Consider the following 22,568-nt stretch of genomic DNA (forward strand, 5'->3'; position numbering starts at 1 on the left):
CTGATAGAAACAGAAGCCACTGGAGCACCTCAAAAACACCATCATACACTAAATCAGTAAGTTGGCAGCATCACCCGTCAGATGAAAGAATTAATCGGTAACGAAGGAGATATTCATGTCACTTGCAACCACAGTGAAGGAGAGCAAGTTACAGAGACGCATGTACACGCAGAAAGCTCTCTGGTATCGCCATAATGGCGACCGCGAAGGAATGCGGGTATGCCTTAATTTGTCCCGAGTCGAAGTATTAAATCAGCGTTATTTCCTTGGGCCGTGTCCATTCTGAGGTGAATTATGGATTTGAATAAATTCGATGAGCCATTCAGCCCTGAAGATATCGAATGGCGAATACAGCAAAGCGGTAAAACACGCGATGGCAAGGTGTGGGCTATGGTGCTGGCTTATGTAACGAACCGGGCAATCATGAAACGCCTGGACGATGTTTGCGGCAAAGCAGGATGGCGCAATGAATACCGCGATATTCCCAACAACGGCGGAGTTGAATGCGGCATATCAATCAGGATTGATTCCGAATGGGTAACCAAATGGGATGCTGCTGAAAACACGCAGGTAGAAGCCGTCAAAGGTGGTCGTTCCGGCGCAATGAAGCGCGCTGCCGTTCAATGGGGAATCGGTCGGTATCTGTATAACCTTGAGGAAGGTTTCGCACAAACATCTCTCGATAAAAAGCAGGGGTGGCACAGGGCAAAACTGAAGGATGGAACAGGATTTTACTGGCTCCCTCCATCGCTGCCGGGATGGGCAATACCAGCATCAGATAACAAACCATCACCAGAAAATACCAACCAGAAATCTCCATCGGTTGACTGCGAACAAATCCTGAAAGACTTCAGCGATTATGCATCAACAGAAACTGACAAGAAAAAACTCATCGAGCGTTATCAGCGTGACTGGCAATTAATGGCTGGCAACGAGGAGGCGCAGGCTAAATGCGTTCAGGTAATGAGCATCAGAGTTAACGAACTAAAACAGGCGGCATAAATGGCAAGCAGAGGCGTAAATAAGGTGATTATCCTTGGTCGGGTAGGACAAGACCCGGAAGTTCGATACTCACCATCAGGAACAGCGTTCGCTAACCTGACAATAGCCACGTCAGAACAATGGCGAGATAAAAATACTGGCGAGCAAAAGGAATTGACTGAATGGCATCGTGTTGCTGTATCCGGGAAACTGGCTGAGGTCGTGGGGCAGTATGTGAAAAAAGGTGATCAGATTTATTTCGAGGGAATGCTGAGAACCAGAAAGTGGAAAGACCAGTCAGGGCAAGACCGTTACACAACCGAGGTTCATGTCGGAATTAATGGCGTGATGCAAATGCTTGGCGGCATTGGCGACAGCAAACAACAAGCAGCCAGCAGGCAATCACAGAAGCCACAGCAGCAATCATCACCAGCACAACACAACGAACCTCCGATGGATTTTGACGACGATATACCCTTTGCACCAGTAACTCTCCCCTTCCCTCGTCACGCTATTCACGCAATTTAATCAGGAGAAAATCATGCCAGCGCCTCTGTATGGTGCGGATGACGCGCGCCGCTGTTCCGGCAATTCCGTATCGGAGGTGCTGGATAAATTCAGGAAAAACTACAACCGGATAATGTCGCTACCGCAGGAAACGAAAGAGGAAAAGGAATTTCGCCACTGTATATGGCTTGCAGAGAAAGAAGAACGCGAGCGAATTTACCAGACATCAATCCGACCATTCCGCAAAGCCACATATACCCACTTCCCTGAATATATCGACCCGCGCCTGCGTAATTACCGCTCACGCTATGGCGCTATCAGTAATGACTGAGGAATTTACCATGAGAGGACTTGCATACAATCCCGGAATTCTTCCGGCAGAAATGATTATTCGCCAACGCGTAAAGCCAATGCCATCGAGAGAGGAATTGCTTAAGAGAAAGAGTTTCGGTTCTGTTAATGACAACAAATATCTGAATGCGATGTGGCTGAGTGGGAAGAAATGAAACAAATGACACTAATTGAGATGGATGGATTTCTGAAAGGTAAATGCATCCCATGTGATTTAAAGGTTAACGAAACAAACGCTGAATATCTTGTGCGTAAGTTCGGTGAACTTGAATCAAAACTAGAAACGGCGTTGCGGGAGTGTAGTTCTGCTGGAATCACGATTGATAACCTTGAGGCCAAGTGCGCGAAGATGGCTGCTGAAAATACCTCGCTTAAGCAATCTGAGAAGGAATTTAATGACTTTTGTCGTGAGGAGTTTAGCGAATGGGAAGATGATGTTACTGAAACCCCAGCCACCGATGCTTTCCTGGCTGAAGTACGGGCGCAGGGGGTAGAGATGTACGCAGATAACCTCGACAACGGAGCAGACGACGCAGAACGAGGTGGTTTTGATTATGCCGCTAAGTTTCTACGCGGTGAGGCGTCTAGTGTACGCTTGTTCGCCGACCAGCTTCGCAAAGGAGGCAACCAGTGAGCAAGATTAACTATCAGGCACTGCGTGAGGCGGCGGAACGTGCAATTCCAGCAATGGAACGCCTGTTAATGTTGCCAGTTGATGATGATTTGTTAAGTGAACAGGAACTTAAAGATTACGGTGTGGATATTGATGCGCTCAACGCCTTCAAATTTCTGACCGGACCAGAAACCGTGCTGGCGCTGCTGGATGAGCTGGAAAGAAAACAGCAATACATCAAATCCCGAGACCAGGAGAACGAGGATATTGCGCTAACGGTAGGGAAGCTGCGCGTTGAGCTGGAAGCCGCAGAGAAGCGCATTGCTGAGCTGGAGTTGCGGGAGGTTGTGCTTCCGCAATGCTATAGCATGTTGCATCGCGTCGATTTTGACGAGCCTTACCACACTGAAATGGTTTACAGGCAGCATCAGGTTCTTGAGGCACTGCACAACGCTGGAATAAACGTCACCGAAGCAGGTAAAGGAGAGGCATCATGAGCACTATCACAAGAGAATGGCTGCAGCAGGCTATCAACGATTATGAAAGCGTTCGTGATGAGCTTCCTTTCGGGCTTGATGATTACCAGGGGAATATCCTGGCTGCCCTGCGTATCGCACTGGCATCGCTGGAAGCAGAGCCGGTGGCGTGGAAGGTAACATTCACGCAAATTGACCGTGAATATAACACGTTCACTGGTATGTATTCTGACAAAGCAGAAGTCGAACGGTGGGTGCGGCTGCATAAAGCATGTAATTTTCGGGCAGATATAACACCGCTTTATACCGCCAAGCCAGTGCCGGTAACTCCGGATGGTTGGATAAGCTGTAGTGAGCGAATGCCAGAGGACGGTCAGCACGTAATTATTTTATGTGATGGCGCATTCGTTCTTTATGCGCAATATCGAGACGGAGAGTTTTTCGATATTGTCCGCAATGGTGATGAATTTTTCGAAACACAGAGTCGCAATGTAACCGACTGGATGCAACTACCAGAACCTCCCCTTTGATAGCTAAGCTTATACATATCTTTTACATCAGCAATCTATTGTTAATCTCCAATCAATGTTACGTTGTCATCTCTCTCATGCTTTGGAGGTAGTGATATGTCTTGTCCAAAATGCGGTTCTGGAAATATTGCAAAAGAAAAAACAATGCGTGGATGGTCTGATGATTATGTGTGCTGCGATTGCGGATACAACGACTCTAAAGACGCATTTGGAGAGCGTGGTAAAAACGAGTTTGTCAAAATTAATAAAGAACGCGAAGGCAACGAAAAAAGCTAATTTATTTATTCATATATGAAAACAATGTAATAAATATTCGAATTGAAGAATTGAAAGAACACCAAGCCGCCTGATGGCGGTTTTTTATTGGAGACAAGAAATGTCAGATTTGGCTATGAAGGTTTTGAAATGGCAATCGACTGGCGATGTCGGCATCAGTAGCGCAACTCTTGCCTCAATCGCATGTGGCCTGAAAAAGAATATCTATGGTCATCACTTCGGCGCTCCCCATGACGCAGCAGACTTTCGGCGATGCGTTGCACTTGTTGAGCAGATTCCAGAAATCAGAGATTCATTCGACAAGGTTGCAAAGCGCGTTCCGGCATTCAAAGGAATCCTCAACGAATGGGATTCACTCGTTGCTCTGTTGAAGTCTGAAATGAAGACGTACGGGAACAAAGCACCAGAGACTTACAGAAGAATCAGCGAGCTACGCAAGGACTAACGCCTCACACTCGATGAGGCCTGTACATATCTGATAGATCCGCTATATGGCGGTTTATTTTTGCCTGGAGAATTAAGATGACCGATACCAGCCTGATTCCTGAGAAAGAAGTGATGAACAAGCTCGGTGTTTCATCACGTCAGACAATCTGGAACTATACCAAACGGCACGGATTTCCGAAGCCAGTCAGAACCCACCCCAAATCATACCTTCGTGAAGCTGTTGAAGGGTGGATTCTTAACGGTGGCGTTAATCAGAAATGCTCCTGATGTGCCAGAACAATTTATCAGCGTGAAGCTCATACGCTTTGCGCTGAGCCTCTATCCAGTCGTGTTTATTGTATACGGACATTATCCCGCCAAGTTCATGACCGAGCATTCGCTCAGTAACATGAGGCTCGACATTCATCTCGGACAGACGTGTAACAAGCGTTCTTCTGAAATCGTGTGTTCGCCAGTAACCTAGATCCATCCCTCCCCTTATTCTATTTACGAATCGGTTGGCTGCAGCGATGCTGATCGGTTTGTTTATGTCTTCTCCAGGGAAAAGAACATCATTGTACGTTGTCATGGCCTTTTCGAGGAAAGGCTTAATTTGTTCGAAGATTGGACGGCGGATAACATTACCCATCTTGCTATGCTCTTTCGGTACGGTCCATACGTTTTCCAGCAGGTCAAATTCTGTCTTTTTTGCCAGCCTAAGCTCTGAGAGCCTCGCCCCCCACAGCATAAGCATCTGATGAAGTAGCTTATTTGACGTAGACGCACGGCTTCTTTCAATAGCAAGCCAAATCTTAGCCAGTTCGTGATACGACAGTACCCGATCCCCTACCTCAGCGCGGGAGCCGAAGTCCCTTGGTTGGATGCTCATAATTGCGCAACTATCTATCAACTGACGCCGCATGCACCAACTTATTGCTGATCTTAGTTGACTTAGCACCTGCCTTGCTCGGCGTGGATTATCTCTTTCTTCTTCGGTAAGCAGGTCAACCCATTGCTTAACCGTGATAGAAGATGCCGGACGATTAGGAAAGGCGTCATGCATGCGCTTCATAACCGTTGATCGGTAAAGTGCCTGGGTCTTTTCTCTGAGAGTTGTAGAGACGTAGTTGTCGAACCAGTAGTCGAGACACTGGGCGACCGTCATGGAGTTCTCCACCTTCTCTTCAAAATAAGTGCGTGGATCCGTTCCTGAGAAATAGAGCTTTCGCAAGTCAGCAGTGATCTGTCTGGCATCCTTCAAAGACAGGGATGGGTATCGACCAAGCCCAAGTCGATTAGGCTTGCCATGCCAGCGATAGCGGTACTGGAACTGGATGACCCCCTTCGGTGAAATTCGTACGCTGAGGCCATCGGCATCAGCCACTTCTTGTGGGCCCGAATATGGTTTACCATAAATACTACGCAGTTTTGTGTCGCTTATAGCCATAAATAATATTTGGTACGCTCAGAAATAATGGTTTGGTACACATCTGGTACACAATATCACATGGACAACAGCGCACAGTAAACAACTATATTTGACGTTCGTAGACATACTCAGGTGAAAAAATGGTTGTTTTTCGAGTTATAACAGACAGTTAATTAACTACAGTGGACAATGCTAGACAATGACAGACGCAGATAAACAACCTACCTTCCTCTTTCACGATTACGAAACCTTTGGCACGCACCCCGCGTTAGATCGCCCTGCACAGTTCGCAGCCATTCGCACCGATAGCGAATTCAATGTCATCGGAGAACCCGAAGTCTTTTACTGCAAGCCCGCTGATGACTATTTACCCCAGCCAGGAGCAGTATTAATTACCGGTATTACCCCGCAGGAAGCACGGGCGAAAGGAGAAAACGAAGCCGCGTTTGCCGCCCGTATTCACTTGCTTTTTACCGTACCGAAGACCTGTATTCTGGGCTACAACAATGTGCGTTTCGACGACGAAGTCACACGCAACATTTTTTATCGTAATTTCTACGATCCTTACGCCTGGAGCTGGCAAAACCGCAATTCGCGCTGGGATCTGCTTGACGTGATGCGCGCCTGCTATGCCCTGCGCCCGGACGGCATCAACTGGCCGGAAAACGACGACGGTCTGCCGAGCTTCCGCCTGGAACATCTCACCAAGGCCAACGGTATTGAACACAGTAACGCCCATGATGCGATGGCCGACGTTTACGCGACCATCGCCATGGCGAAGCTGGTGAAGGCCCAACAGCCAAAGCTGTTTGATTATCTGTATGCCTACCGGGGCAAAAACAAGCTGATGACGCTGATTGACGTCCCGCAGATGAAGCCACTGGTGCATGTCTCGGGAATGTTTGGCGCCTGGCGCGGAAACACCAGCTGGATTGCGCCGCTGGCCTGGCATCCGGATAACCGTAATGCGGTGATCATGGTCGACCTGGCGGGCGACATCGCCCCGCTGCTCGAGCTGGATGCCGATACGCTGCGCGAGCGCCTGTATACGCCGAAGGCCGAGCTCGGCGACAGTTCGCCGGTGCCGATTAAGCTGGTGCATCTGAATAAGTGCCCGGTGCTGGCGCAGGCCAATACCCTGCGCCCAGAAGACGCTGACCGTTTAGGCATTAACCGACAGCACTGCCTGGATAACCTGAAACTGCTGCGCGATAACCCGCAGGTGCGCGAGAAGGTGGTGGCGATTTTTGCTGAAGCCGAGCCGTTTGTCGCATCGGACAACGTCGACGCCCAGCTTTATAACGGTTTCTTTAGCGACGCCGACCGCGCGGCGATGAAAATCGTGCTGGAGACCGAGCCGCGCAATCTGCCGGCGCTGGACATTACCTTCGCCGACCCGCGTATTGAGAAGCTGCTGTTTAACTTCCGCGCGCGCAACTTCCCCGGCACGCTGGATGAAAACGAGCAACAGCGCTGGCTGGAACACCGTCGGCAGATCTTCACCCCGGAATTTTTACAGGCCTACGCCCAGCAACTGGAGATGTTGTACGGTCAGTATGAGGGGAATAACGAGAAGCTATCGCTGCTGAAGGCGCTGTATCAGTACGTGCAGGAGATTGTTTAATTCAACGCAGCGACGCCGGAAAATCTTCCCGGCGTCGCTTGATGCCTGGGGCATTATTTCTGTACGGTGATGGTCCACGCCGCATCGCCAGACTGCTGATAGTCCGTGACCGTAAAGCCCTCTTCCGCCGCCCACTGCGGGATGGCTTCCGTCGCCTGAGTACAGTCGAACTCAATCACCAGCTGGTCGCCGCTGGCCAGTTCCGCCATCGCCGCCTTCGCTTCAATTAACGGGAACGGGCAAACCTGCGTGACTACGTCCAGTTTCTTCACAACCATTTTTTCTACTCCTTAAGCCGTTGCGGTTTTCAGTTTTGCTTTCCGCTGCGGGCGAACATACAACATCCACGACGCGCACCACACGCCGAGAATCATAAATACCAGGCCAATCCAGCCCTGCCAGGTCATCATCGCCGTCATCACCAAACCGTTGCCGATCGAGCAGCCGCCGGCAATGCTGGCACCGAAGCCCATCAGTACGCCGCCACCCGCGCTACGCAGCGTGGTGCTGGCATCGGCAGCGCGGACGCGGAATTCACGGCTGGCTTTCGCGGCAATAAACGAACCGATAAAGATTCCCAGCACCAGGAAGACGCCCCAGTTGAGGTACTTGCTGTCACCCCCCACCAGGAACTGCAGGATATTGGCGGTCGGCGAGGTAATGCCAAGGCCAAACATACGTCCGGTGGCCTCACTCAGCGGCCAGGCCAGCAGGGCGATAAGGCCAATCAGCACGGCGGTCACAAACGGATGCCAACGCTTTTCAAACAGCAGATGCGCCAGGCCAGTGCGGCGCGGCGGCAGAGAAGCTACTTTGAGCTTTGGTTTGCTCAGCTCTTTGCGAACAAACCACAGGGTCACCGCCACCAGCAGAACGATAAGTGGCCAGACGGAGATATTCAGGGTTTCGGCAATGCCGTTGTGAGTGGTCGTGTGTTGACCGAGGAATTTGTTAAGCCCAGCCGCGTGCGGTGAACGCATGATCGCGCTCATCACCATATAGGTGACCAGTGCAATCCAGCTGCCAATCAGCCCTTCCCCGGCACGATACCAGGTGCCGGTGGCGCAGCCTCCCGCATAAACGATACCGATACCAAAAACAAATCCACCCACCACGGTGCCAAGCCACGGGAACGCGCCTGCATCGTACTGCACCAGGCCAAGCTGGATCAGGGCGAACACGCCGATACTCTGGATACAGATAGCAATCAACAGTGCGTAAAACATGCGGTTATTTTTGGTGATATACATATCGCGAAAGCCACCCGTCAGGCAGAAACGACCGCGCTGCATAACGAATCCCAGTAAAGCCCCGCAAATCATGCCACTTATTATCATGTGCAACATAAGAATCAATTAACTCAATATTATCAGTCTTAAAATTATTCCTGACCCCGCCGGACGGCTCCAATAACCAAAAGCTCTATATTATTCCCGACGGTTATTAATATTGATTTTTTAATCACCCCACAAACTTAAGACAAAAAAAACCGGAGGCCCAGACCTCCGGTTTTGCAACCATCGTTTTTAAATTCAGTTATGCAACATCTTCGTACTGCGGAACCGGGTTGCGGAAGCTTTTGGTCACACAGGCCAGGTAGATCAGACCGATACCGGCCCAGATCAGGCCCAGAACCATAGAGCTCTCTTCCAGGTTCACCCACAGTGCGCCAACGGTCAGCGCGCCGCAGATTGGCAGGAACAGGTACTGGAAGTGATCTTTCAGCGTCTTATTACGCTTCTCACGGATCCAGAACTGAGAGATAACGGACAGGTTCACGAAGGTGAACGCCACCAGCGCACCGAAGTTAATCAGCGCCGTTGCCATCACCAGGTCGAAGTTAATCGCCAGCAGCGCAATCGCGCCAACCAGGATGATGTTCATCGCCGGGGTGCGCCAGGTTGGATGCACGTAGCCGAAGAAGCTTTTCGGGAACACGCCATCACGGCCCATCACGTACATCAGACGCGCCACACCCGCATGCGCCGCCATACCGGAAGCCAGCACGGTAATGGTGGAGAAGATCAGCGCGCCAACCTGGAAGGCTTTACCCGCCACGTACAGCATGATTTCAGGCTGTGAGGCGTCCGGATCTTTGAAGCGAGAGATATCCGGGAAGTAGAGCTGCAGGAAATAGGTGGAGAAGATAAAGATCAGGCCACCAATCAGCGCCGTCAGGAAGATAGCACGCGGAATCACACGCTCAGCGTCTTTGGTTTCTTCAGACAGGTTGCTGATACCGTCAAAACCGGTAAAGGAGAAGCACAGAATCGTGGCCCCGGTAATCATAGGGATCACGTGCGCATCACCCGACCAGAACGGACGGTTGCTTGCCAGCGTACCGGCACCTTCGCCGTGCGCCACGCCATAAATCACCATACCTAGGATCACGGCAATCAGTACCACCTGGAACACCACGATCACGGTGTTAAAGTTGGCGACAGATTTGATGCTGCGCAGGTTAAAGGCGGTCATAAAGGCAACCAGTGCAATCACGAATACCCATGACGGTATCGACGGCACCAGCGCTTCGAAATAGATTTTTGCCAGCAGAATGTTGATCATCGGCGCGAACAGATAATCGAGCAGCGAAGACCAACCCACCATAAAGCCAACGGTCGGGCTGATGGATTTCTGGGCATAAGTGTAGGCAGAGCCCGCCGAAGGATAACGGCGCACCAGCTTACCGTAGCTCAGCGCGGTGAACAGAATTGCCACCAGAGCGAAGGCATAAGCTGTTGGCACGTGACCATCGGTCATGCCAGATACGATACCGAACGTATCAAACAGCGTCATCGGCTGCATATAGGCCAGGCCCATCATAACAACCGGAATAAGCGTAAGCGTTTTACGTAATTCCACGCGAGAGGTGTTTGGAGTAACGTTATGCGACACGGTCAGTCTCCATTACGGCGATGGCCGGCGCAAAATTGAAAAATTGCCCCATTTTTTTTCTGTTTCCTCAGCGACAACGACTGTCGTTTTTTAAGTAAGTATCTATCCGGTACGAAGCCCGGCCTCTTTAATTTGATGGTTGTTTTGATGTAAAAAAAATAACCGACGCGGCAAGCACGTCGGTTAATCTCAATTTTTTACATTCGACATATTTTGCCCCAAACGGTAGCAAAAAGACAAGCCGCTGAGAGCATAATCAGCACGCCTTCTCGTCTAAACGACTGATAATTCAGCAACTCCCGAATCATAAATCTCATCAATAGCACTATTTGCTAAAACAGCGGCGATTATTCCATCGGCATACGTAACGGGTCAGGATACTGATACTCAAAGCCGAGCTCGCGGCAAATGAGATTACCGTCGATGATTTTGCCTTTTCCATTACCGCTGTCGCTAAAGCTCGGAACCGCTAACCCCAGCTCACGCGCCATTTGCGGATAGAAAATACCGCGAGCGGGATGCAACGGCGCACAAATGTTATAAATGTGTCCACCCTTCGGCGCCTGTAATAAAAGCGTAATAGCAGAGACAACATCTTCCAGATGGACGAGATTCACGCCGTGCTGACCATCCGGCGCGGATTTACCTGCGAAGAAACGTCCCGGATGCCGATCCGGCCCCACCAGCCCCGCCAGACGCAGAATATCCACCGACGTCCCCGGCAATTGATGAAGCCAGTCTTCCAGCTCTTTTAATACTCTGCCGCTAGCGGTAACCGGTTCACGCGGCGTGCTCTCTTTTACCAGCCCTTCTTCTTTACCGTAGACCGAAGTGGAGCTGGTAAAGATAATGCGCGGAATCTGGTACGCCAGCGCGGTGTCCACAATCTCCTGCACCGCCTGATGATAGAAATCTTCGCCCGGGCCGCTGCGGCGCGCGGGGAGCGTAATGACCAGCGCGTCAACATTCATTAAAGCATCAAGGTCATCAGCCTCACAGACCAGCTGCGGATCGAGCCGCAACGGATAGCTATCAATCCCGCACATCCGTGCGGCTTCCACGCCATCCTCTGTCGTTTTACTGCCCGTTACCTGCCAGCCGCGCGCCATCAACGACAGCGCCAGCGGCATACCCAGCCACCCTAAACCGACAATTGCCACCTTCTTCATTGCGCTATCTCCTGGTTCATCCTGCACTCCTCTCATAAGGCTACGCCACAGCGAGAAAACTGACAATTTATAGTGGTAACATGAATTGATTTAATGAATGAAAAAAGCGCTTGCGCTCAACGACAAAAGTGGTTTAGGTTAAAAGACATCAAGTGAATAGTCATTCAACGAGAAATTTATGAGCCGCGTTCAATTTAAACACCACCATCATCACCATCATCCTGACTAGTCTTTCAGGCGATGTGTGCTGGGAGACATTCAGATCTTCCAGTGGTGCATGAACGCAAGAGAGCCCCCGGAAGATCATCTTCCGGGGGCTTTTTTTTGAACCAAATTCAGCAGGGTAATGAGGAATACAGAATGTTAGATAACAGCCGTTTACGCATAGCTATTCAGAAATCAGGCCGCCTGAGCGATGATTCACGCGAATTACTGGCCCGTTGTGGTATCAAAATCAATCTCCACACCCAGCGCCTGATCGCGATGGCGGAGAACATGCCGATCGATATCCTGCGCGTTCGCGATGACGATATTCCGGGGTTGATTATGGATGGCGTGGTCGATCTCGGCATTATCGGTGAAAACGTTCTGGAAGAAGAGCTGCTGAGCCGCCGCGCGCAAGGCGAAGACCCGCGCTACTTTACCCTGCGTCGTCTGGACTTCGGCGGCTGCCGTCTGTCGCTGGCGACCCCGGCGGATGAAGCCTGGAACGGCCCGGCTGCGCTCGACGGCAAACGTATTGCCACCTCTTACCCACACCTGCTCAAACGTTATCTCGACCAGAAAGGCATCAGCTTTAAATCCTGCCTGCTGAACGGCTCTGTTGAAGTGGCCCCGCGTGCCGGTCTGGCCGACGCCATCTGCGACCTGGTATCAACCGGCGCGACGCTGGAAGCCAACGGCCTGCGTGAAGTAGAAGTGATGTTCCGCTCTAAAGCCTGCCTGATTCAACGCGACGGCGAGATGAGCGACGCCAAGCAGCAGTTGATTGACCGTCTGTTAACCCGTATTCAGGGCGTGATTCAGGCGCGCGAATCGAAATACATCATGATGCACGCGCCAACCGAACGCCTGGAAGAAGTGATTGCCCTGCTGCCGGGTGCCGAGCGCCCAACCATTCTGCCGCTGGCGGGCGACCAGCAGCGCGTGGCGATGCACATGGTCAGCAGCGAAACCCTGTTCTGGGAAACCATGGAAAAACTGAAGTCCCTGGGTGCCAGCTCGATTCTGGTACTGCCGATTGAGAAGATGATGGAGTAAGCGCCATGAGCTTCAATACCCTGATTGACTGGAACCGCTGTAGCCCCGAAGAACAGCAGGCGCTGTTAATGCGCCCGGCCATTTCCGCTTCCGACAGCATCACCCGTACGGTGGCCGAAATTCTGGAAAACGTTAAAAATAACGGCGATAAAGCGCTGCGTGAATACAGCGCGAAGTTTGATAAAACCGAGGTTGGCGCGCTGCGCGTGACTGAGGAAGAAATTCAGCAGGCCGCAGGCCGTCTGAGCGACGAACTGAAGCAGGCGATGCAAGCTGCGGTGCGCAACATCGATACCTTCCACACCGCGCAGATTCTGCCGCCGGTGGATATCGAAACTCAACCGGGCGTACGCTGCCAGCAGGTCACCCGCCCTATCGCCTCCGTGGGGCTTTATATTCCGGGTGGTTCAGCGCCGCTGTTCTCCACCGTATTAATGCTGGCCACTCCGGCGCGCATCGCCGGCTGTAAAAAAGTGGTGCTGTGCTCGCCGCCGCCGATTGCCGATGAGATTCTGTATGCGGCGCAGCTGTGCGGCGTCAAAGAGGTATTTAACGTCGGCGGCGCGCAGGCCATTGCCGCGCTGGCGCTGGGCACCGAGTCCATTCCGAAGGTGGATAAAATCTTCGGGCCAGGCAATGCGTACGTCACCGAAGCGAAACGCCAGGTTAGCCAGCGTCTCGACGGCGCGGCCATCGACATGCCAGCAGGCCCGTCTGAAGTGCTGGTCATCGCCGATAGCGGCGCCACGCCGGACTTTGTCGCCTCCGACCTGCTCTCTCAGGCCGAGCACGGCCCGGACTCACAGGTTATTCTGCTGACGCCGGACGCGAAACTTGCCGAAGGCGTGGCCGAGGCCGTAGAACGCCAGCTTGCCGAGCTGTCCCGCGCCGATACCGCGCGTCAGGCCCTCTCTGCCAGCCGCCTGATTGTGGCCAGCGATCTGGCGCAGTGCGTGGCGATCTCCAACGCCTACGGCCCGGAACACCTGATTATTCAGACCCGCAACGCGCGTGAACTGGTTGATGAGATCACCAGCGCCGGTTCGGTATTCCTCGGCGACTGGTCGCCGGAATCGGCTGGCGACTACGCCTCCGGTACCAACCACGTGCTGCCGACCTACGGTTACACATCCACCTGTTCCAGCCTGGGACTGGCGGATTTCCAGAAGCGGATGACCGTTCAGGAATTATCCCGTGACGGATTCTCGGCCATTGCCGCCACCATTGAAACGCTGGCCGCCGCCGAGCTGCTGACCGCCCACAAAAATGCCGTTACCCTGCGCGTGAACGCCCTGAAGGAGCAAGCATGAGCATTGAACAGTTAGCCCGCGACAACGTTCGCGCCCTGACCCCGTATCAGTCGGCGCGCCGCCTTGGCGGTAAAGGCGACGTCTGGTTGAACGCCAACGAATACCCGACGGCGGTGCCGTTCGAACTCAGCCAGCAGACGTTGAACCGCTACCCGGAATGCCAACCCAAAGCGGTGATTGAAAACTACGCCGCCTATGCGGGCGTCAAGCCGGAGCAGGTGCTGGTGAGCCGCGGCGCGGATGAAGGCATTGAACTGCTGGTACGCGCGTTTTGCGAACCGGGCCGCGATGCGGTGCTGTTCTGCCCGCCGACCTACGGTATGTACAGCGTCAGCGCTGAGACCATCGGCGTCGAATGCCGCACCGTGCCGACCAAAGCCGACTGGCAGCTGGATCTGCCGGCGATTGCCGACAGTCTGGTCAACGTGAAAGTGGTTTACGTATGCAGTCCGAACAACCCAACCGGACAGATTATCAACCCACAGGATTTCCATACGCTGCTGGAGATGACCCGTGACAAAGCGCTGGTTGTCGCCGATGAGGCCTATATTGAGTTCTGCCCGCAGGCCACGCTGGCCGGCTGGCTGGCCGAGTACCCGCATCTGGTAATTCTGCGCACGCTGTCCAAAGCCTTTGCGCTAGCGGGGCTGCGCTGCGGCTTTACGCTGGCGAATGAAGAGGTGATCGCGCTATTAATGAAGGTGATTGCGCCGTACCCGCTCTCGACCCCGGTTGCCGATATTGCGGCCCAGGCGCTTAGCGCGCAAGGAATCGCCGCCATGCGCGAACGCGTCGCGCAAATCCTCAATGAACGTCAGTACCTGGTGGATGCGCTGCGCACCATCGACTGCGTCGAGCAGGTATTTGATTCCGAGACCAACTACGTACTGGCTCGTATTAAAGCCTCAAGCAGCGTATTTAAATCTTTATGGGATCAAGGCATTATCTTACGTGACCAGAATAAACAACCTTCTTTAAGCGGCTGTTTGCGCATCACTATCGGCACTCGTGCAGAGAGCCAGCGCGTGATTGACGCTTTGAAAGCGGAGACCGTATGACCCAGAAGTTTCTCTTTATCGATCGCGATGGCACCCTGATTTCCGAGCCACCGAGCGACTATCAGGTAGACCGTTTCGATAAACTGGCCTTCGAGCCGGACGCCATTCCCGAACTGCTGAAGCTGCAAAAAGCGGGTTTTAAGCTGGTGATGATCACCAACCAGGACGGGCTGGGCACCGACAGCTTCCCGCAGGCGGATTTCGACGGCCCGCACAACCTGATGATGCAGGTCTTTACCTCGCAGGGCGTGGTGTTTGACGATGTGCTCATTTGCCCGCACCTGCCCGCCGACAACTGCGAATGCCGCAAGCCGAAAACGCAGATGGTCACCGCCTGGCTGGCGGACGGCGTGATGGACGTTGCCAACAGCTACGTGATTGGCGACCGCGCCACCGACGTCGAACTGGCCAATAATATGGGCATCACCGGCCTGCGCTACAACCGCGAAACGCTTAACTGGGCGGCGATTGGCGAGCAGTTGACCCGCCGCGACCGCTACGCCCACATTGAGCGCAACACCCGCGAAACGCAGATTGATGTCGAAGTGTGGCTGGATCGCGAAGGCGGCAGCAAAATTAACACCGGCGTTGGTTTCTTCGACCACATGCTGGACCAGATCGCCACCCACGGTGGTTTCCGCATGAACATTACCGTGAAAGGCGACCTCTATATTGACGATCACCACACGGTGGAAGATACCGGCCTGGCGCTGGGCGAAGCACTGAAAGTTGCGCTGGGCGATAAGCGCGGCATTAACCGTTTCGGCTTCGTGCTGCCGATGGACGAATGCCTGGCCCGCTGTGCGCTGGATATTTCCGGCCGTCCGCACCTCGAGTACAAAGCCGAGTTTACCTATCAGCGCGTAGGCGACCTGAGCACCGAGATGATCGAGCACTTCTTCCGCTCGCTCTCGTATGCCATGGGCGTCACCCTGCACCTGAAAACCAAAGGCAAAAACGATCACCACCGTGTGGAGAGCCTGTTTAAAGTCTTTGGCCGCACGCTGCGCCAGGCGATCCGCGTGGACGGCAATGCCCTTCCCTCCTCAAAAGGAGTGCTGTGATGAATGTGGTTGTCCTTGATACCGGCTGCGCCAACCTCAATTCGGTGAAAGCGGCGATTGCCCGTCATGGTTACGAGCCGGTGGTTAGTCGTGACCCGGATGTGGTGCTGCGCGCTGACAAACTGTTTCTGCCGGGCGTGGGCACCGCGCAGGCGGCGATGGATCAGATTCACGAGCGCGACCTGGTCGAGCTGATTAAAGCCTGCACCCAGCCGGTGCTGGGTATTTGCCTCGGCATGCAGCTGCTGGGACGCCGTAGTGAAGAAACAAACGGCGTCGACCTGCTGGGGATTATTGACCAGGACGTGCCGAAAATGACCGACCACGGCTTGCCGCTGCCACACATGGGCTGGAACCGCGTTTATCCAAAAGCGGGCGACCGTCTGTTCCGCGGTATTGAGGACGGCGCGTATTTTTACTTCGTTCACAGCTACGCGATGCCGGTCAATGAATACACCATCGCGCAATGCCACTACGGTGAAGCGTTTACCGCCGCAGTACAGAAAGATAACTTTTACGGCGTGCAGTTTCACCCCGAACGCTCCGGCGCGGCGGGCGCACAGCTGCTGAAAAACTTCCTGGAGATGTAATGATCATTCCGGCTTTAGATTTGATTAACGGCACCGTGGTACGCCTGCATCAGGGTGACTACGGACAGCAGCGCGACTACGGCACCGATCCGCTTCCCCGTTTACAGGACTACGCGGCTCAGGGTGCCGAAGTGCTGCACCTGGTAGATTTAACCGGCGCGAAAGACCCGGCACAACGCCAGATTCCGCTACTGAAAACCCTGGTCGCCGGCGTGAACGTGCCGGTACAGGTTGGCGGCGGGGTACGCACCGAAGATGACGTCGCGGCACTGCTGGACGCGGGTGTGGCGCGCGTGGTGGTCGGCTCAACGGCGGTGAAATCGCCGGAAGTGGTGAAAGGCTGGTTCCAGCGCTTTGGCGCTGAGCACCTAGTGCTGGCGCTGGACGTGCGCTTCGACGATAGCGGCGCCAAACAGGTGGCGGTGAGCGGCTGGCAGGAGAACTCTGGCGTCACGCTGGAAGAGCTGGTTGAGACCTATCTGCCCGTGGGGCTTCAGCACGTGCTGTGCACCGATATTTCCCGCGACGGCACGCTGGCTGGCTCCAACGTTTCGCTATATGAAGAGGTCTGCGCCCGCTATCCGCAGGTGGCGTTCCAGTCCTCCGGCGGCATTGGCGATCTTAACGATATCGCCGCCCTACGCGGCACCGGCGTGCGCGGCGTAATTGTCGGCCGCGCGCTGCTGGAAGGTAAATTCAACGTAACGGAGGCCATCCAATGCTGGCAAAACGGATAATTCCTTGTCTTGATGTGCGTGATGGTCAGGTTGTTAAGGGCGTGCAGTTCCGCAATCACGAGATCATCGGCGATATCGTCCCGCTGGCCAAACGCTACGCTGACGAAGGCGCGGATGAACTGGTGTTCTACGATATCACCGCCTCCAGCGATGGCCGGGTGGTCGATAAAAGCTGGGTTTCCCGTGTTGCCGAAGTGATTGATATTCCGTTCTGCGTAGCGGGCGGCATTAAGTCCATTGATGATGCGGCGCGCATTCTCTCCTTCGGCGCCGATAAAATTTCCATCAACTCCCCGGCGCTGGCCGACCCGGAGCTGATCACCCGTCTGGCGGACCGCTTCGGCGTGCAGTGCATCGTGGTGGGGATTGATACCTGGTATGATGCAGACACCGGCAAATATCACGTCAATCAATACACCGGCGATGAAAGCCGCACCCGCGTGACCCAATGGGAAACGCTGGACTGGGTGCAGGAAGTGCAGAAACGTGGCGCGGGCGAGATCGTCCTCAATATGATGAACCAGGACGGCGTGCGTAACGGCTACGACCTGGAGCAGTTGAAAAAAGTGCGCGATGTTTGCCGCGTACCGCTGATCGCCTCTGGCGGTGCGGGGACCATGGAACACTTCCTCGAAGCGTTCCGTGATGCCGATGTTGACGGCGCGCTGGCAGCCTCGGTATTCCACAAACAGATTATTAATATTGGTGAACTAAAAGCGTACCTGGCAACACAGGGCGTGGAGATTCGGGTATGTTAACTGAACAACTGGACTGGCAAAAAACCGACGGACTGATGCCCGCCATTATCCAACACGCGGTATCCGGTGAAGTGCTGATGCTGGGCTATATGAACGAGGAAGCGCTGGCCAAAACGCAGGAAACGGGCAAAGTGACCTTTTTCTCGCGCACCAAACAGCGCCTGTGGACCAAGGGTGAAACCTCCGGCCACTTCCTCAATGTGGTAAGCATCGCGCCCGACTGCGACAATGACACTCTGCTGGTGCTGGTTAACCCGATTGGCCCGACCTGCCATAAAGGCACCTCAAGCTGCTTCGGCGACACCAGCCACCAGTGGCTGTTCCTGTATCAGCTTGAGCAGCTGCTGGCCGAGCGTAAAAACGCTGACCCGGCAAGTTCATACACCGCTAAGCTGTACGCCAGCGGCACCAAGCGTATCGCGCAGAAAGTGGGTGAAGAAGGCGTGGAAACCGCGCTGGCCGCCACGGTGCACGATAAGTTTGAGCTGAAGAATGAGGCGTCGGATTTGATGTATCACCTGCTGGTGCTATTGCAGGATCAGGAGCTGGATTTGACGGCGGTGATTGAGAATTTGCGGGAACGGCATAAGTAACGGATAAATTTGAGCCCGGCGATAACACCGGGCTTTATTATTGCTGCACGAACCTGTCAATCATTACCAAACAGATCGCGGGTATACACCTTCTCTTTCACATCAGCCAATTCTTCCGCCATTCGGTTAGAAATGATGACATCCGCTTCTTGCTTAAATGCATCCAAATCGCGTACAACGCGGGAATTAAAGAATTCATCTTCTTTCATCGCAGGTTCATACACAATCACTGGAATGCCTTTCGCTTTGATTCGTATCATAATCCCTTGAATCGAAGATGCGCGGAAATTGTCGGATCCTGACTTCATGACGAGGCGATATACCCCAACCACTTTCGGCTTGCGGGCCAGGATGGAATCGGCAATAAAATCCTTGCGGGTACGGTTAGCGTCAACAATCGCACCGACGATGTTATTTGGCACAGACGCATAATTTGCCAGCAGTTGTTTAGTATCTTTCGGGAGGCAATATCCACCATAACCAAAAGATGGATTGTTATAGTGATTACCGATGCGCGGGTCCAGGCACACGCCTTCAATAATCTGGCGGGAGTTCAGGCCCAGGCTTTCCGCATAGCTATCCAGCTCGTTGAAATAAGCCACGCGCATCGCGAGGTAGGTGTTCGCGAATAGCTTGATAGCTTCGGCTTCGGTCGAGTCGGTGAACAGCGTCGGGATATCCTTCTTCACTGCCCCTTCCTGCAGCAGCGCGGCAAAACGCTCGGCACGCTCAGAACGTTCGCCGATAACGATACGCGACGGATGCAGGTTGTCGTACAGCGCACGGCCTTCGCGCAGGAATTCCGGCGAGAAGAAAATATTGTCGATACCCAGTTTTTCTTTAATCGAATTGGTAAAGCCTACCGGAATGGTAGATTTGATAACCATCACCGCGTTGGGGTTGATTTCAACGACGTCACGGATAACAGACTCAACGCTGGACGTATTGAAATAGTTCGTTTTGGGGTCGTAATCGGTCGGAGTGGCGATGATCACATAGTCTGCATCGCGATAAGCATCGCGCTTATCAGTGGTCGCACGGAAATTCAGCGGTTTGGTCGCCAGATACTCTTCGATCTCTTTGTCGACGATCGGCGACTGTTTCTGATTCAGCATGTCGACCTTGGCCTGAACGATATCCAGGGCCACCACTTCGTGGTGCTGGGCGATCAGAATGCCGTTCGACAGGCCGACGTAACCTGTTCCTGAAATAGTTATCTTCATTCGCTCTGTAACTTCTTCCGGTTAAACATTTGAGGGTGAATGCATCACCACCGTGGGACCCAACGTTGTCGGATCGGCTTGCCGCCAGTATATCGCGAATTACCGCGTCGCCGCCTATCAGACCTGACTGAATGCTGTTTTCAGACAATAAAAAAGCCCGGAGATGCGCTCCGGGCCTGGCTTTACGGATGAACTAATTCAGATTAATCCAGCCATTCGGTGTGGAACACACCTTCTTTATCAGTGCGTTTATAGGTATGCGCGCCGAAGTAGTCACGCTGAGCCTGAATCAGGTTCGCCGGCAGTACCGCAGCGCGGTAGCTATCGTAGTACGCCACTGCTGCAGAGAAGGTCGGTACCGGAATACCGTTCTGCACAGCATAGGCCACCACGTCACGCAGCGCCTGCTGGTATTCATCAGCGATATTTTTGAAGTACGGTGCCAGCAGCAGGTTGGCGATACTCGCGTTTTCAGCGTAGGCGTCGGTGATTTTCTGCAGGAACTGTGCACGAATGATGCAGCCCGCGCGGAAGATCTTCGCGATTTCGCCGTAGTTCAGATCCCAGTTGTACTCGTCAGACGCGGCACGCAGCTGAGAGAAGCCCTGCGCGTAGGAGACGATTTTACCCAGGTACAGTGCGCGACGCACTTTCTCAACGAACTCTGCTTTATCGCCAGCCAGTTTAGCCTGCGGGCCAGTCAGCACTTTAGATGCCGCCACGCGCTGGTCTTTCAGGGAGGAGATGTAGCGCGCGAAAACAGATTCAGTGATCAGCGACAGCGGTTCGCCCAGGTCCAGAGAGCTCTGGCTAGTCCATTTACCGGTGCCTTTGTTCGCCGCTTCGTCGAGGATCACATCAACCAGGTATTTACCGTCTTCATCTTTTTTGGTGAAGATGTCTTTGGTGATGTCGATCAGGTAGCTGCTCAGCTCGCCTTCATTCCACTCGGTGAAGGTGGTTGCCAGCTCTTCGTTAGACAGGTTCAGGCCGCCTTTCAGCAGAGAATAGGCTTCAGCAATCAGCTGCATGTCGCCGTATTCGATACCGTTGTGGACCATTTTCACGTAATGACCCGCACCGTCAGCACCGATGTAGGTTACGCAAGGCTCGCCGTCTTCAGCTACAGCAGCAATCTTGGTCAGGATTGGCGCAACCAACTCATACGCTTCTTTCTGGCCGCCAGGCATGATAGATGGGCCCTTCAGCGCGCCCTCTTCGCCGCCGGATACGCCGGTACCGATGAAGTTAAAGCCTTCAGCAGACAGCTCACGGTTACGACGAATGGTATCCTGGAAGAAGGTGTTACCACCATCAATGATGATGTCACCTTTATCAAGGTAAGGTTTCAGGGAATCGATGGCAGCATCGGTGCCCGCGCCTGCTTTCACCATTAACAGGATACGACGTGGGGTCTCAAGAGACTCGACGAACTCCTTGACCGTGTAGTGAGGAACCAGCTTTTTGCCTGGATTCTCAGCGACAACTTCTTCGGTTTTTTCACGGGAGCGGTTGAAGATAGAGACGGTATAACCACGGCTTTCGATGTTGAGCGCCAGGTTGCGCCCCATCACAGCCATACCGACTACGCCGATTTGTTGCTTAGACATTACATACTCCTGTCAGGTAGTATCTGTCTATGAACAGACAGAATTTAAGAAATTATATATTAGGAGAACGACAAGTTGTATAAAGAAATAGATGTTTGAGTGAAATTAATAACTGTCATAAGTAACTAAAAAAACGCATAGCGACAAGCTCAGATAAGTTGTTGCTCAATATTAGAGCACTTCTTGCATTGTGAGTTTATTATAGATTTGAACGGTTTTTCGTATGACAACGGTAGATGAATACTTTTCCTCTACTCGCTTTCTGGCATTCTGCCCCATCTTAGTGCGCTCAAGAGGATCGCTAATAAGGATACCAAGCTTCTGAGAAAATAGGTTCACATTTCCTTTAGGCACAAGGAAACCGTTATAACCGTCAAGTATTAAACTCCCACAACCACCAGTGTCAAAACTTATAACAGGACGACCGATTGCACCGGCTTCTAAAAGAATTCGAGGAATACCTTCAGAGTAAACAGATGGCAAAGCGACTATATCCACACTTTCAATTAATTCCTTGATATCGCTACGCTTGCCCAGCCAAATGATATCACCGGAGTTATGCCACTCTTCTATCTGAGTTATACTTATAGCGTCGCGATCATTGTCAACAAGAATGCCCGCAACTAATATCTCAAATTCGATGCCTTGTAATTTTAAAATTCTACTAGCATCAATTAACGTGCGTAGCCCTTTACTCCAAAGCATGCGACTTGCAAAAAAAACTTTAACCTTGGTATTATTAGGTGGTGTACTATAACAAAAATAGTCTATATTAATACCTGCGCCATCAATAACTTCAGTTTTATTTTTTGGAATATCTAATAGTTCAATTATTTTTTGCTGATCTTTTTTATGTTCAAAGAGGATACAACAATCAATATTTAAGAAAAATCTTCTATACATATTAGCAATTAAGAACTTAACCATTTGGTAAATGACCTTATTGCTTTCAAAAACTCTTCCTAACCCAACAAAACTATAGACCATTTTTTTGTTTCGGATTCTGGCCCATAAACAACTAATCACACCAGGTTTAATCGTGACGCTATGCACAATATCAGGATTAATTTTATTCAATGTTCTAAATG

At 52.5% G+C, this 22,568-nt stretch carries 27 protein-coding genes, 1 pseudogene and 1 other annotated feature; of the genes and pseudogenes, 20 read left to right on the plus strand and 8 right to left on the minus strand.

What is annotated here, in order from left to right; genetic code table 11:
- The first annotated feature begins 294 nt into the window (after window positions 1-294).
- From OQV04_RS17510 to OQV04_RS17555, 10 genes and pseudogenes are all read left to right on the plus strand, one after another.
- Window positions 295-1,002, plus strand: coding sequence for a Rad52/Rad22 family DNA repair protein (locus tag OQV04_RS17510; protein ID WP_113444721.1), 708 nt, complete (start codon window positions 295-297; stop codon window positions 1,000-1,002).
- Entirely contained in the window at window positions 1,003-1,509 is a 507-nt protein-coding gene (gene ssb, locus OQV04_RS17515; protein ID WP_000168274.1) for a single-stranded DNA-binding protein, read from the plus strand.
- A gap of 13 nt (window positions 1,510-1,522) precedes the next feature.
- Window positions 1,523-1,819 carry a phage anti-RecBCD protein gene (locus tag OQV04_RS17520; protein ID WP_001111285.1) on the plus strand — a complete coding sequence of 99 codons (297 nt, stop codon included), beginning with the start codon at window positions 1,523-1,525 and terminating at the stop codon, window positions 1,817-1,819.
- A gap of 10 nt (window positions 1,820-1,829) precedes the next feature.
- Entirely contained in the window at window positions 1,830-1,994 is a 165-nt protein-coding gene (locus tag OQV04_RS17525) for a DUF2737 family protein (protein ID WP_101969570.1), read from the plus strand.
- Window positions 1,991-2,473, plus strand: a complete 483-nt coding sequence (locus tag OQV04_RS17530) for a hypothetical protein (RefSeq protein ID WP_101969441.1) — start codon at window positions 1,991-1,993, stop codon at window positions 2,471-2,473. The genes OQV04_RS17525 and OQV04_RS17530 overlap by 4 nt, the downstream gene beginning before the upstream one ends.
- A pseudogene (locus tag OQV04_RS17535) lies at window positions 2,470-2,787 on the plus strand (ead/Ea22-like family protein); the annotation flags it as partial. The gene OQV04_RS17530 and the pseudogene OQV04_RS17535, both read left to right, overlap by 4 nt.
- Before the next feature lie 158 nt (window positions 2,788-2,945).
- Window positions 2,946-3,458 (plus strand): DUF551 domain-containing protein, encoded by a 513-nt coding sequence (locus tag OQV04_RS17540; RefSeq protein WP_101969443.1) that lies wholly within the window; start codon window positions 2,946-2,948, stop codon window positions 3,456-3,458.
- Between the two features lie 96 nt (window positions 3,459-3,554).
- Window positions 3,555-3,734: an Eag protein gene (locus OQV04_RS17545; protein WP_001277763.1), complete on the plus strand. Its 180-nt coding sequence runs from the start codon at window positions 3,555-3,557 to the stop codon at window positions 3,732-3,734.
- Window positions 3,735-3,834: 100 nt separating this feature from the next.
- Window positions 3,835-4,179, plus strand: a complete 345-nt coding sequence (locus OQV04_RS17550) for a hypothetical protein (protein WP_001281193.1) — start codon at window positions 3,835-3,837, stop codon at window positions 4,177-4,179.
- Window positions 4,180-4,256: 77 nt separating this feature from the next.
- Window positions 4,257-4,448 carry a helix-turn-helix transcriptional regulator gene (locus OQV04_RS17555; RefSeq protein ID WP_000132739.1) on the plus strand — a complete coding sequence of 64 codons (192 nt, stop codon included), beginning with the start codon at window positions 4,257-4,259 and terminating at the stop codon, window positions 4,446-4,448.
- On the opposite strand, the gene OQV04_RS17560 is transcribed toward OQV04_RS17555, so the two are convergent.
- Complete coding sequence (locus OQV04_RS17560; RefSeq protein ID WP_097451079.1) at window positions 4,429-5,607, minus strand: tyrosine-type recombinase/integrase; 1,179 nt, start codon at window positions 5,605-5,607, stop codon at window positions 4,429-4,431. The genes OQV04_RS17555 and OQV04_RS17560 overlap by 20 nt on opposite strands.
- A gap of 181 nt (window positions 5,608-5,788) precedes the next feature.
- Between OQV04_RS17560 and sbcB the strand changes: the two genes are divergently transcribed.
- Window positions 5,789-7,213, plus strand: a complete 1,425-nt coding sequence (gene sbcB, locus OQV04_RS17565) for an exodeoxyribonuclease I (protein ID WP_101969445.1) — start codon at window positions 5,789-5,791, stop codon at window positions 7,211-7,213.
- A 53-nt stretch (window positions 7,214-7,266) separates the two neighbouring features.
- Here sbcB and tsuB read toward each other — a convergent pair whose 3' ends face one another.
- The 4 genes from tsuB to OQV04_RS17585 all read right to left on the minus strand — a co-directional run bounded on the left by tsuB (window position 7,267) and on the right by OQV04_RS17585 (window position 11,277).
- On the minus strand, window positions 7,267-7,491 hold the full coding sequence (gene tsuB / locus OQV04_RS17570; RefSeq protein WP_001575873.1) for a thiosulfate utilization sulfurtransferase TsuB/YeeD: 225 nt from the start codon (window positions 7,489-7,491) through the stop codon (window positions 7,267-7,269).
- A gap of 12 nt (window positions 7,492-7,503) precedes the next feature.
- Window positions 7,504-8,559, minus strand: a complete 1,056-nt coding sequence (tsuA, locus tag OQV04_RS17575; RefSeq protein WP_024193902.1) for a thiosulfate utilization transporter TsuA/YeeE — start codon at window positions 8,557-8,559, stop codon at window positions 7,504-7,506.
- A 190-nt stretch (window positions 8,560-8,749) separates the two neighbouring features.
- Window positions 8,750-10,108, minus strand: coding sequence for a putrescine/proton symporter PlaP (plaP, locus tag OQV04_RS17580; protein ID WP_001575875.1), 1,359 nt, complete (start codon window positions 10,106-10,108; stop codon window positions 8,750-8,752).
- A gap of 347 nt (window positions 10,109-10,455) precedes the next feature.
- On the minus strand, window positions 10,456-11,277 hold the full coding sequence (locus tag OQV04_RS17585; RefSeq protein ID WP_001575876.1) for an SDR family oxidoreductase: 822 nt from the start codon (window positions 11,275-11,277) through the stop codon (window positions 10,456-10,458).
- Between the two features lie 178 nt (window positions 11,278-11,455).
- On the opposite strand from OQV04_RS17585, the gene hisL reads away from it, so the two are divergent.
- The 9 genes from hisL to hisIE all read left to right on the plus strand — a co-directional run bounded on the left by hisL (window position 11,456) and on the right by hisIE (window position 18,647).
- Window positions 11,456-11,506: a his operon leader peptide gene (gene hisL / locus OQV04_RS17590; protein WP_071594744.1), complete on the plus strand. Its 51-nt coding sequence runs from the start codon at window positions 11,456-11,458 to the stop codon at window positions 11,504-11,506.
- Window positions 11,482-11,603: a sequence feature (His leader region), on the plus strand. It overlaps the preceding gene by 25 nt.
- A 34-nt stretch (window positions 11,604-11,637) precedes the next feature.
- A complete protein-coding gene (gene hisG, locus OQV04_RS17595) occupies window positions 11,638-12,537 on the plus strand; it encodes an ATP phosphoribosyltransferase (RefSeq protein WP_001575878.1) in 900 nt (299 codons plus the stop codon).
- Between the two features lie 5 nt (window positions 12,538-12,542).
- Entirely contained in the window at window positions 12,543-13,847 is a 1,305-nt protein-coding gene (hisD, locus tag OQV04_RS17600) for a histidinol dehydrogenase (RefSeq protein ID WP_001575879.1), read from the plus strand.
- Window positions 13,844-14,905, plus strand: a complete 1,062-nt coding sequence (hisC, locus tag OQV04_RS17605) for a histidinol-phosphate transaminase (protein WP_001575880.1) — start codon at window positions 13,844-13,846, stop codon at window positions 14,903-14,905. Before hisD ends, hisC begins: the two co-directional genes overlap by 4 nt.
- Window positions 14,902-15,969 (plus strand): bifunctional histidinol-phosphatase/imidazoleglycerol-phosphate dehydratase HisB, encoded by a 1,068-nt coding sequence (gene hisB, locus OQV04_RS17610; protein WP_001575882.1) that lies wholly within the window; start codon window positions 14,902-14,904, stop codon window positions 15,967-15,969. The genes hisC and hisB overlap by 4 nt, the downstream gene beginning before the upstream one ends.
- The gene (gene hisH, locus OQV04_RS17615) at window positions 15,969-16,559 is read left to right on the plus strand and encodes an imidazole glycerol phosphate synthase subunit HisH (RefSeq protein ID WP_001575883.1); all 591 of its coding nucleotides are present in this window, start codon (window positions 15,969-15,971) and stop codon (window positions 16,557-16,559) included. The genes hisB and hisH overlap by 1 nt, the downstream gene beginning before the upstream one ends.
- Window positions 16,559-17,296, plus strand: a complete 738-nt coding sequence (hisA, locus tag OQV04_RS17620) for a 1-(5-phosphoribosyl)-5-[(5-phosphoribosylamino)methylideneamino]imidazole-4-carboxamide isomerase (RefSeq protein ID WP_001575885.1) — start codon at window positions 16,559-16,561, stop codon at window positions 17,294-17,296. The genes hisH and hisA overlap by 1 nt, the downstream gene beginning before the upstream one ends.
- Window positions 17,278-18,054, plus strand: coding sequence for an imidazole glycerol phosphate synthase subunit HisF (hisF, locus tag OQV04_RS17625; protein ID WP_001575887.1), 777 nt, complete (start codon window positions 17,278-17,280; stop codon window positions 18,052-18,054). The genes hisA and hisF overlap by 19 nt, the downstream gene beginning before the upstream one ends.
- Window positions 18,048-18,647, plus strand: coding sequence for a bifunctional phosphoribosyl-AMP cyclohydrolase/phosphoribosyl-ATP diphosphatase HisIE (hisIE, locus tag OQV04_RS17630; protein ID WP_001575888.1), 600 nt, complete (start codon window positions 18,048-18,050; stop codon window positions 18,645-18,647). The genes hisF and hisIE overlap by 7 nt, the downstream gene beginning before the upstream one ends.
- A 56-nt stretch (window positions 18,648-18,703) precedes the next feature.
- Here the strand turns inward: hisIE and ugd are convergent, their stop codons facing one another.
- The 3 genes from ugd to OQV04_RS17645 all read right to left on the minus strand — a co-directional run.
- Window positions 18,704-19,870: a UDP-glucose 6-dehydrogenase gene (gene ugd / locus OQV04_RS17635; protein WP_101969448.1), complete on the minus strand. Its 1,167-nt coding sequence runs from the start codon at window positions 19,868-19,870 to the stop codon at window positions 18,704-18,706.
- Window positions 19,871-20,073: 203 nt separating this feature from the next.
- Window positions 20,074-21,480, minus strand: a complete 1,407-nt coding sequence (gene gndA / locus OQV04_RS17640) for an NADP-dependent phosphogluconate dehydrogenase (RefSeq protein WP_001575891.1) — start codon at window positions 21,478-21,480, stop codon at window positions 20,074-20,076.
- A gap of 171 nt (window positions 21,481-21,651) precedes the next feature.
- Window positions 21,652-22,568: glycosyltransferase family 4 protein (locus OQV04_RS17645; protein ID WP_332642369.1), on the minus strand; the 917-nt coding region annotated here is incomplete at its 5' end.

The sequence above is a fragment of the Escherichia sp. Lx600-2 genome, from assembly GCF_036662595.1.
Classification (GTDB): domain Bacteria; phylum Pseudomonadota; class Gammaproteobacteria; order Enterobacterales; family Enterobacteriaceae; genus Escherichia; species Escherichia coli.

Bases quoted from the DNA above. Each gene is read 5' to 3' on its own strand.
- ssb (WP_000168274.1), top strand. From the start codon at position 1,003: ATGGCAAGCAGAGGCGTAAATAAGGTGATTATCCTTGGTCGGGTAGGA.
- OQV04_RS17525 (WP_101969570.1), top strand. From the start codon at position 1,830: ATGAGAGGACTTGCATACAATCCCGGAATTCTTCCGGCAGAAATGATT.
- tsuA (WP_024193902.1), bottom strand. From the start codon at position 8,559: ATGTTGCACATGATAATAAGTGGCATGATTTGCGGGGCTTTACTGGGA.
- OQV04_RS17520 (WP_001111285.1), top strand. From the start codon at position 1,523: ATGCCAGCGCCTCTGTATGGTGCGGATGACGCGCGCCGCTGTTCCGGC.
- hisH (WP_001575883.1), top strand. From the start codon at position 15,969: ATGAATGTGGTTGTCCTTGATACCGGCTGCGCCAACCTCAATTCGGTG.
- hisF (WP_001575887.1), top strand. From the start codon at position 17,278: ATGCTGGCAAAACGGATAATTCCTTGTCTTGATGTGCGTGATGGTCAG.
- OQV04_RS17530 (WP_101969441.1), top strand. From the start codon at position 1,991: ATGAAACAAATGACACTAATTGAGATGGATGGATTTCTGAAAGGTAAA.
- hisG (WP_001575878.1), top strand. From the start codon at position 11,638: ATGTTAGATAACAGCCGTTTACGCATAGCTATTCAGAAATCAGGCCGC.
- sbcB (WP_101969445.1), top strand. From the start codon at position 5,789: ATGACAGACGCAGATAAACAACCTACCTTCCTCTTTCACGATTACGAA.
- OQV04_RS17585 (WP_001575876.1), bottom strand. From the start codon at position 11,277: ATGAAGAAGGTGGCAATTGTCGGTTTAGGGTGGCTGGGTATGCCGCTG.
- OQV04_RS17560 (WP_097451079.1), bottom strand. From the start codon at position 5,607: ATGGCTATAAGCGACACAAAACTGCGTAGTATTTATGGTAAACCATAT.
- OQV04_RS17550 (WP_001281193.1), top strand. From the start codon at position 3,835: ATGTCAGATTTGGCTATGAAGGTTTTGAAATGGCAATCGACTGGCGAT.
- OQV04_RS17540 (WP_101969443.1), top strand. From the start codon at position 2,946: ATGAGCACTATCACAAGAGAATGGCTGCAGCAGGCTATCAACGATTAT.
- OQV04_RS17510 (WP_113444721.1), top strand. From the start codon at position 295: ATGGATTTGAATAAATTCGATGAGCCATTCAGCCCTGAAGATATCGAA.
- OQV04_RS17555 (WP_000132739.1), top strand. From the start codon at position 4,257: ATGACCGATACCAGCCTGATTCCTGAGAAAGAAGTGATGAACAAGCTC.
- hisIE (WP_001575888.1), top strand. From the start codon at position 18,048: ATGTTAACTGAACAACTGGACTGGCAAAAAACCGACGGACTGATGCCC.
- hisB (WP_001575882.1), top strand. From the start codon at position 14,902: ATGACCCAGAAGTTTCTCTTTATCGATCGCGATGGCACCCTGATTTCC.
- ugd (WP_101969448.1), bottom strand. From the start codon at position 19,870: ATGAAGATAACTATTTCAGGAACAGGTTACGTCGGCCTGTCGAACGGC.
- OQV04_RS17545 (WP_001277763.1), top strand. From the start codon at position 3,555: ATGTCTTGTCCAAAATGCGGTTCTGGAAATATTGCAAAAGAAAAAACA.
- tsuB (WP_001575873.1), bottom strand. From the start codon at position 7,491: ATGGTTGTGAAGAAACTGGACGTAGTCACGCAGGTTTGCCCGTTCCCG.
- hisC (WP_001575880.1), top strand. From the start codon at position 13,844: ATGAGCATTGAACAGTTAGCCCGCGACAACGTTCGCGCCCTGACCCCG.
- gndA (WP_001575891.1), bottom strand. From the start codon at position 21,480: ATGTCTAAGCAACAAATCGGCGTAGTCGGTATGGCTGTGATGGGGCGC.
- hisD (WP_001575879.1), top strand. From the start codon at position 12,543: ATGAGCTTCAATACCCTGATTGACTGGAACCGCTGTAGCCCCGAAGAA.
- hisA (WP_001575885.1), top strand. From the start codon at position 16,559: ATGATCATTCCGGCTTTAGATTTGATTAACGGCACCGTGGTACGCCTG.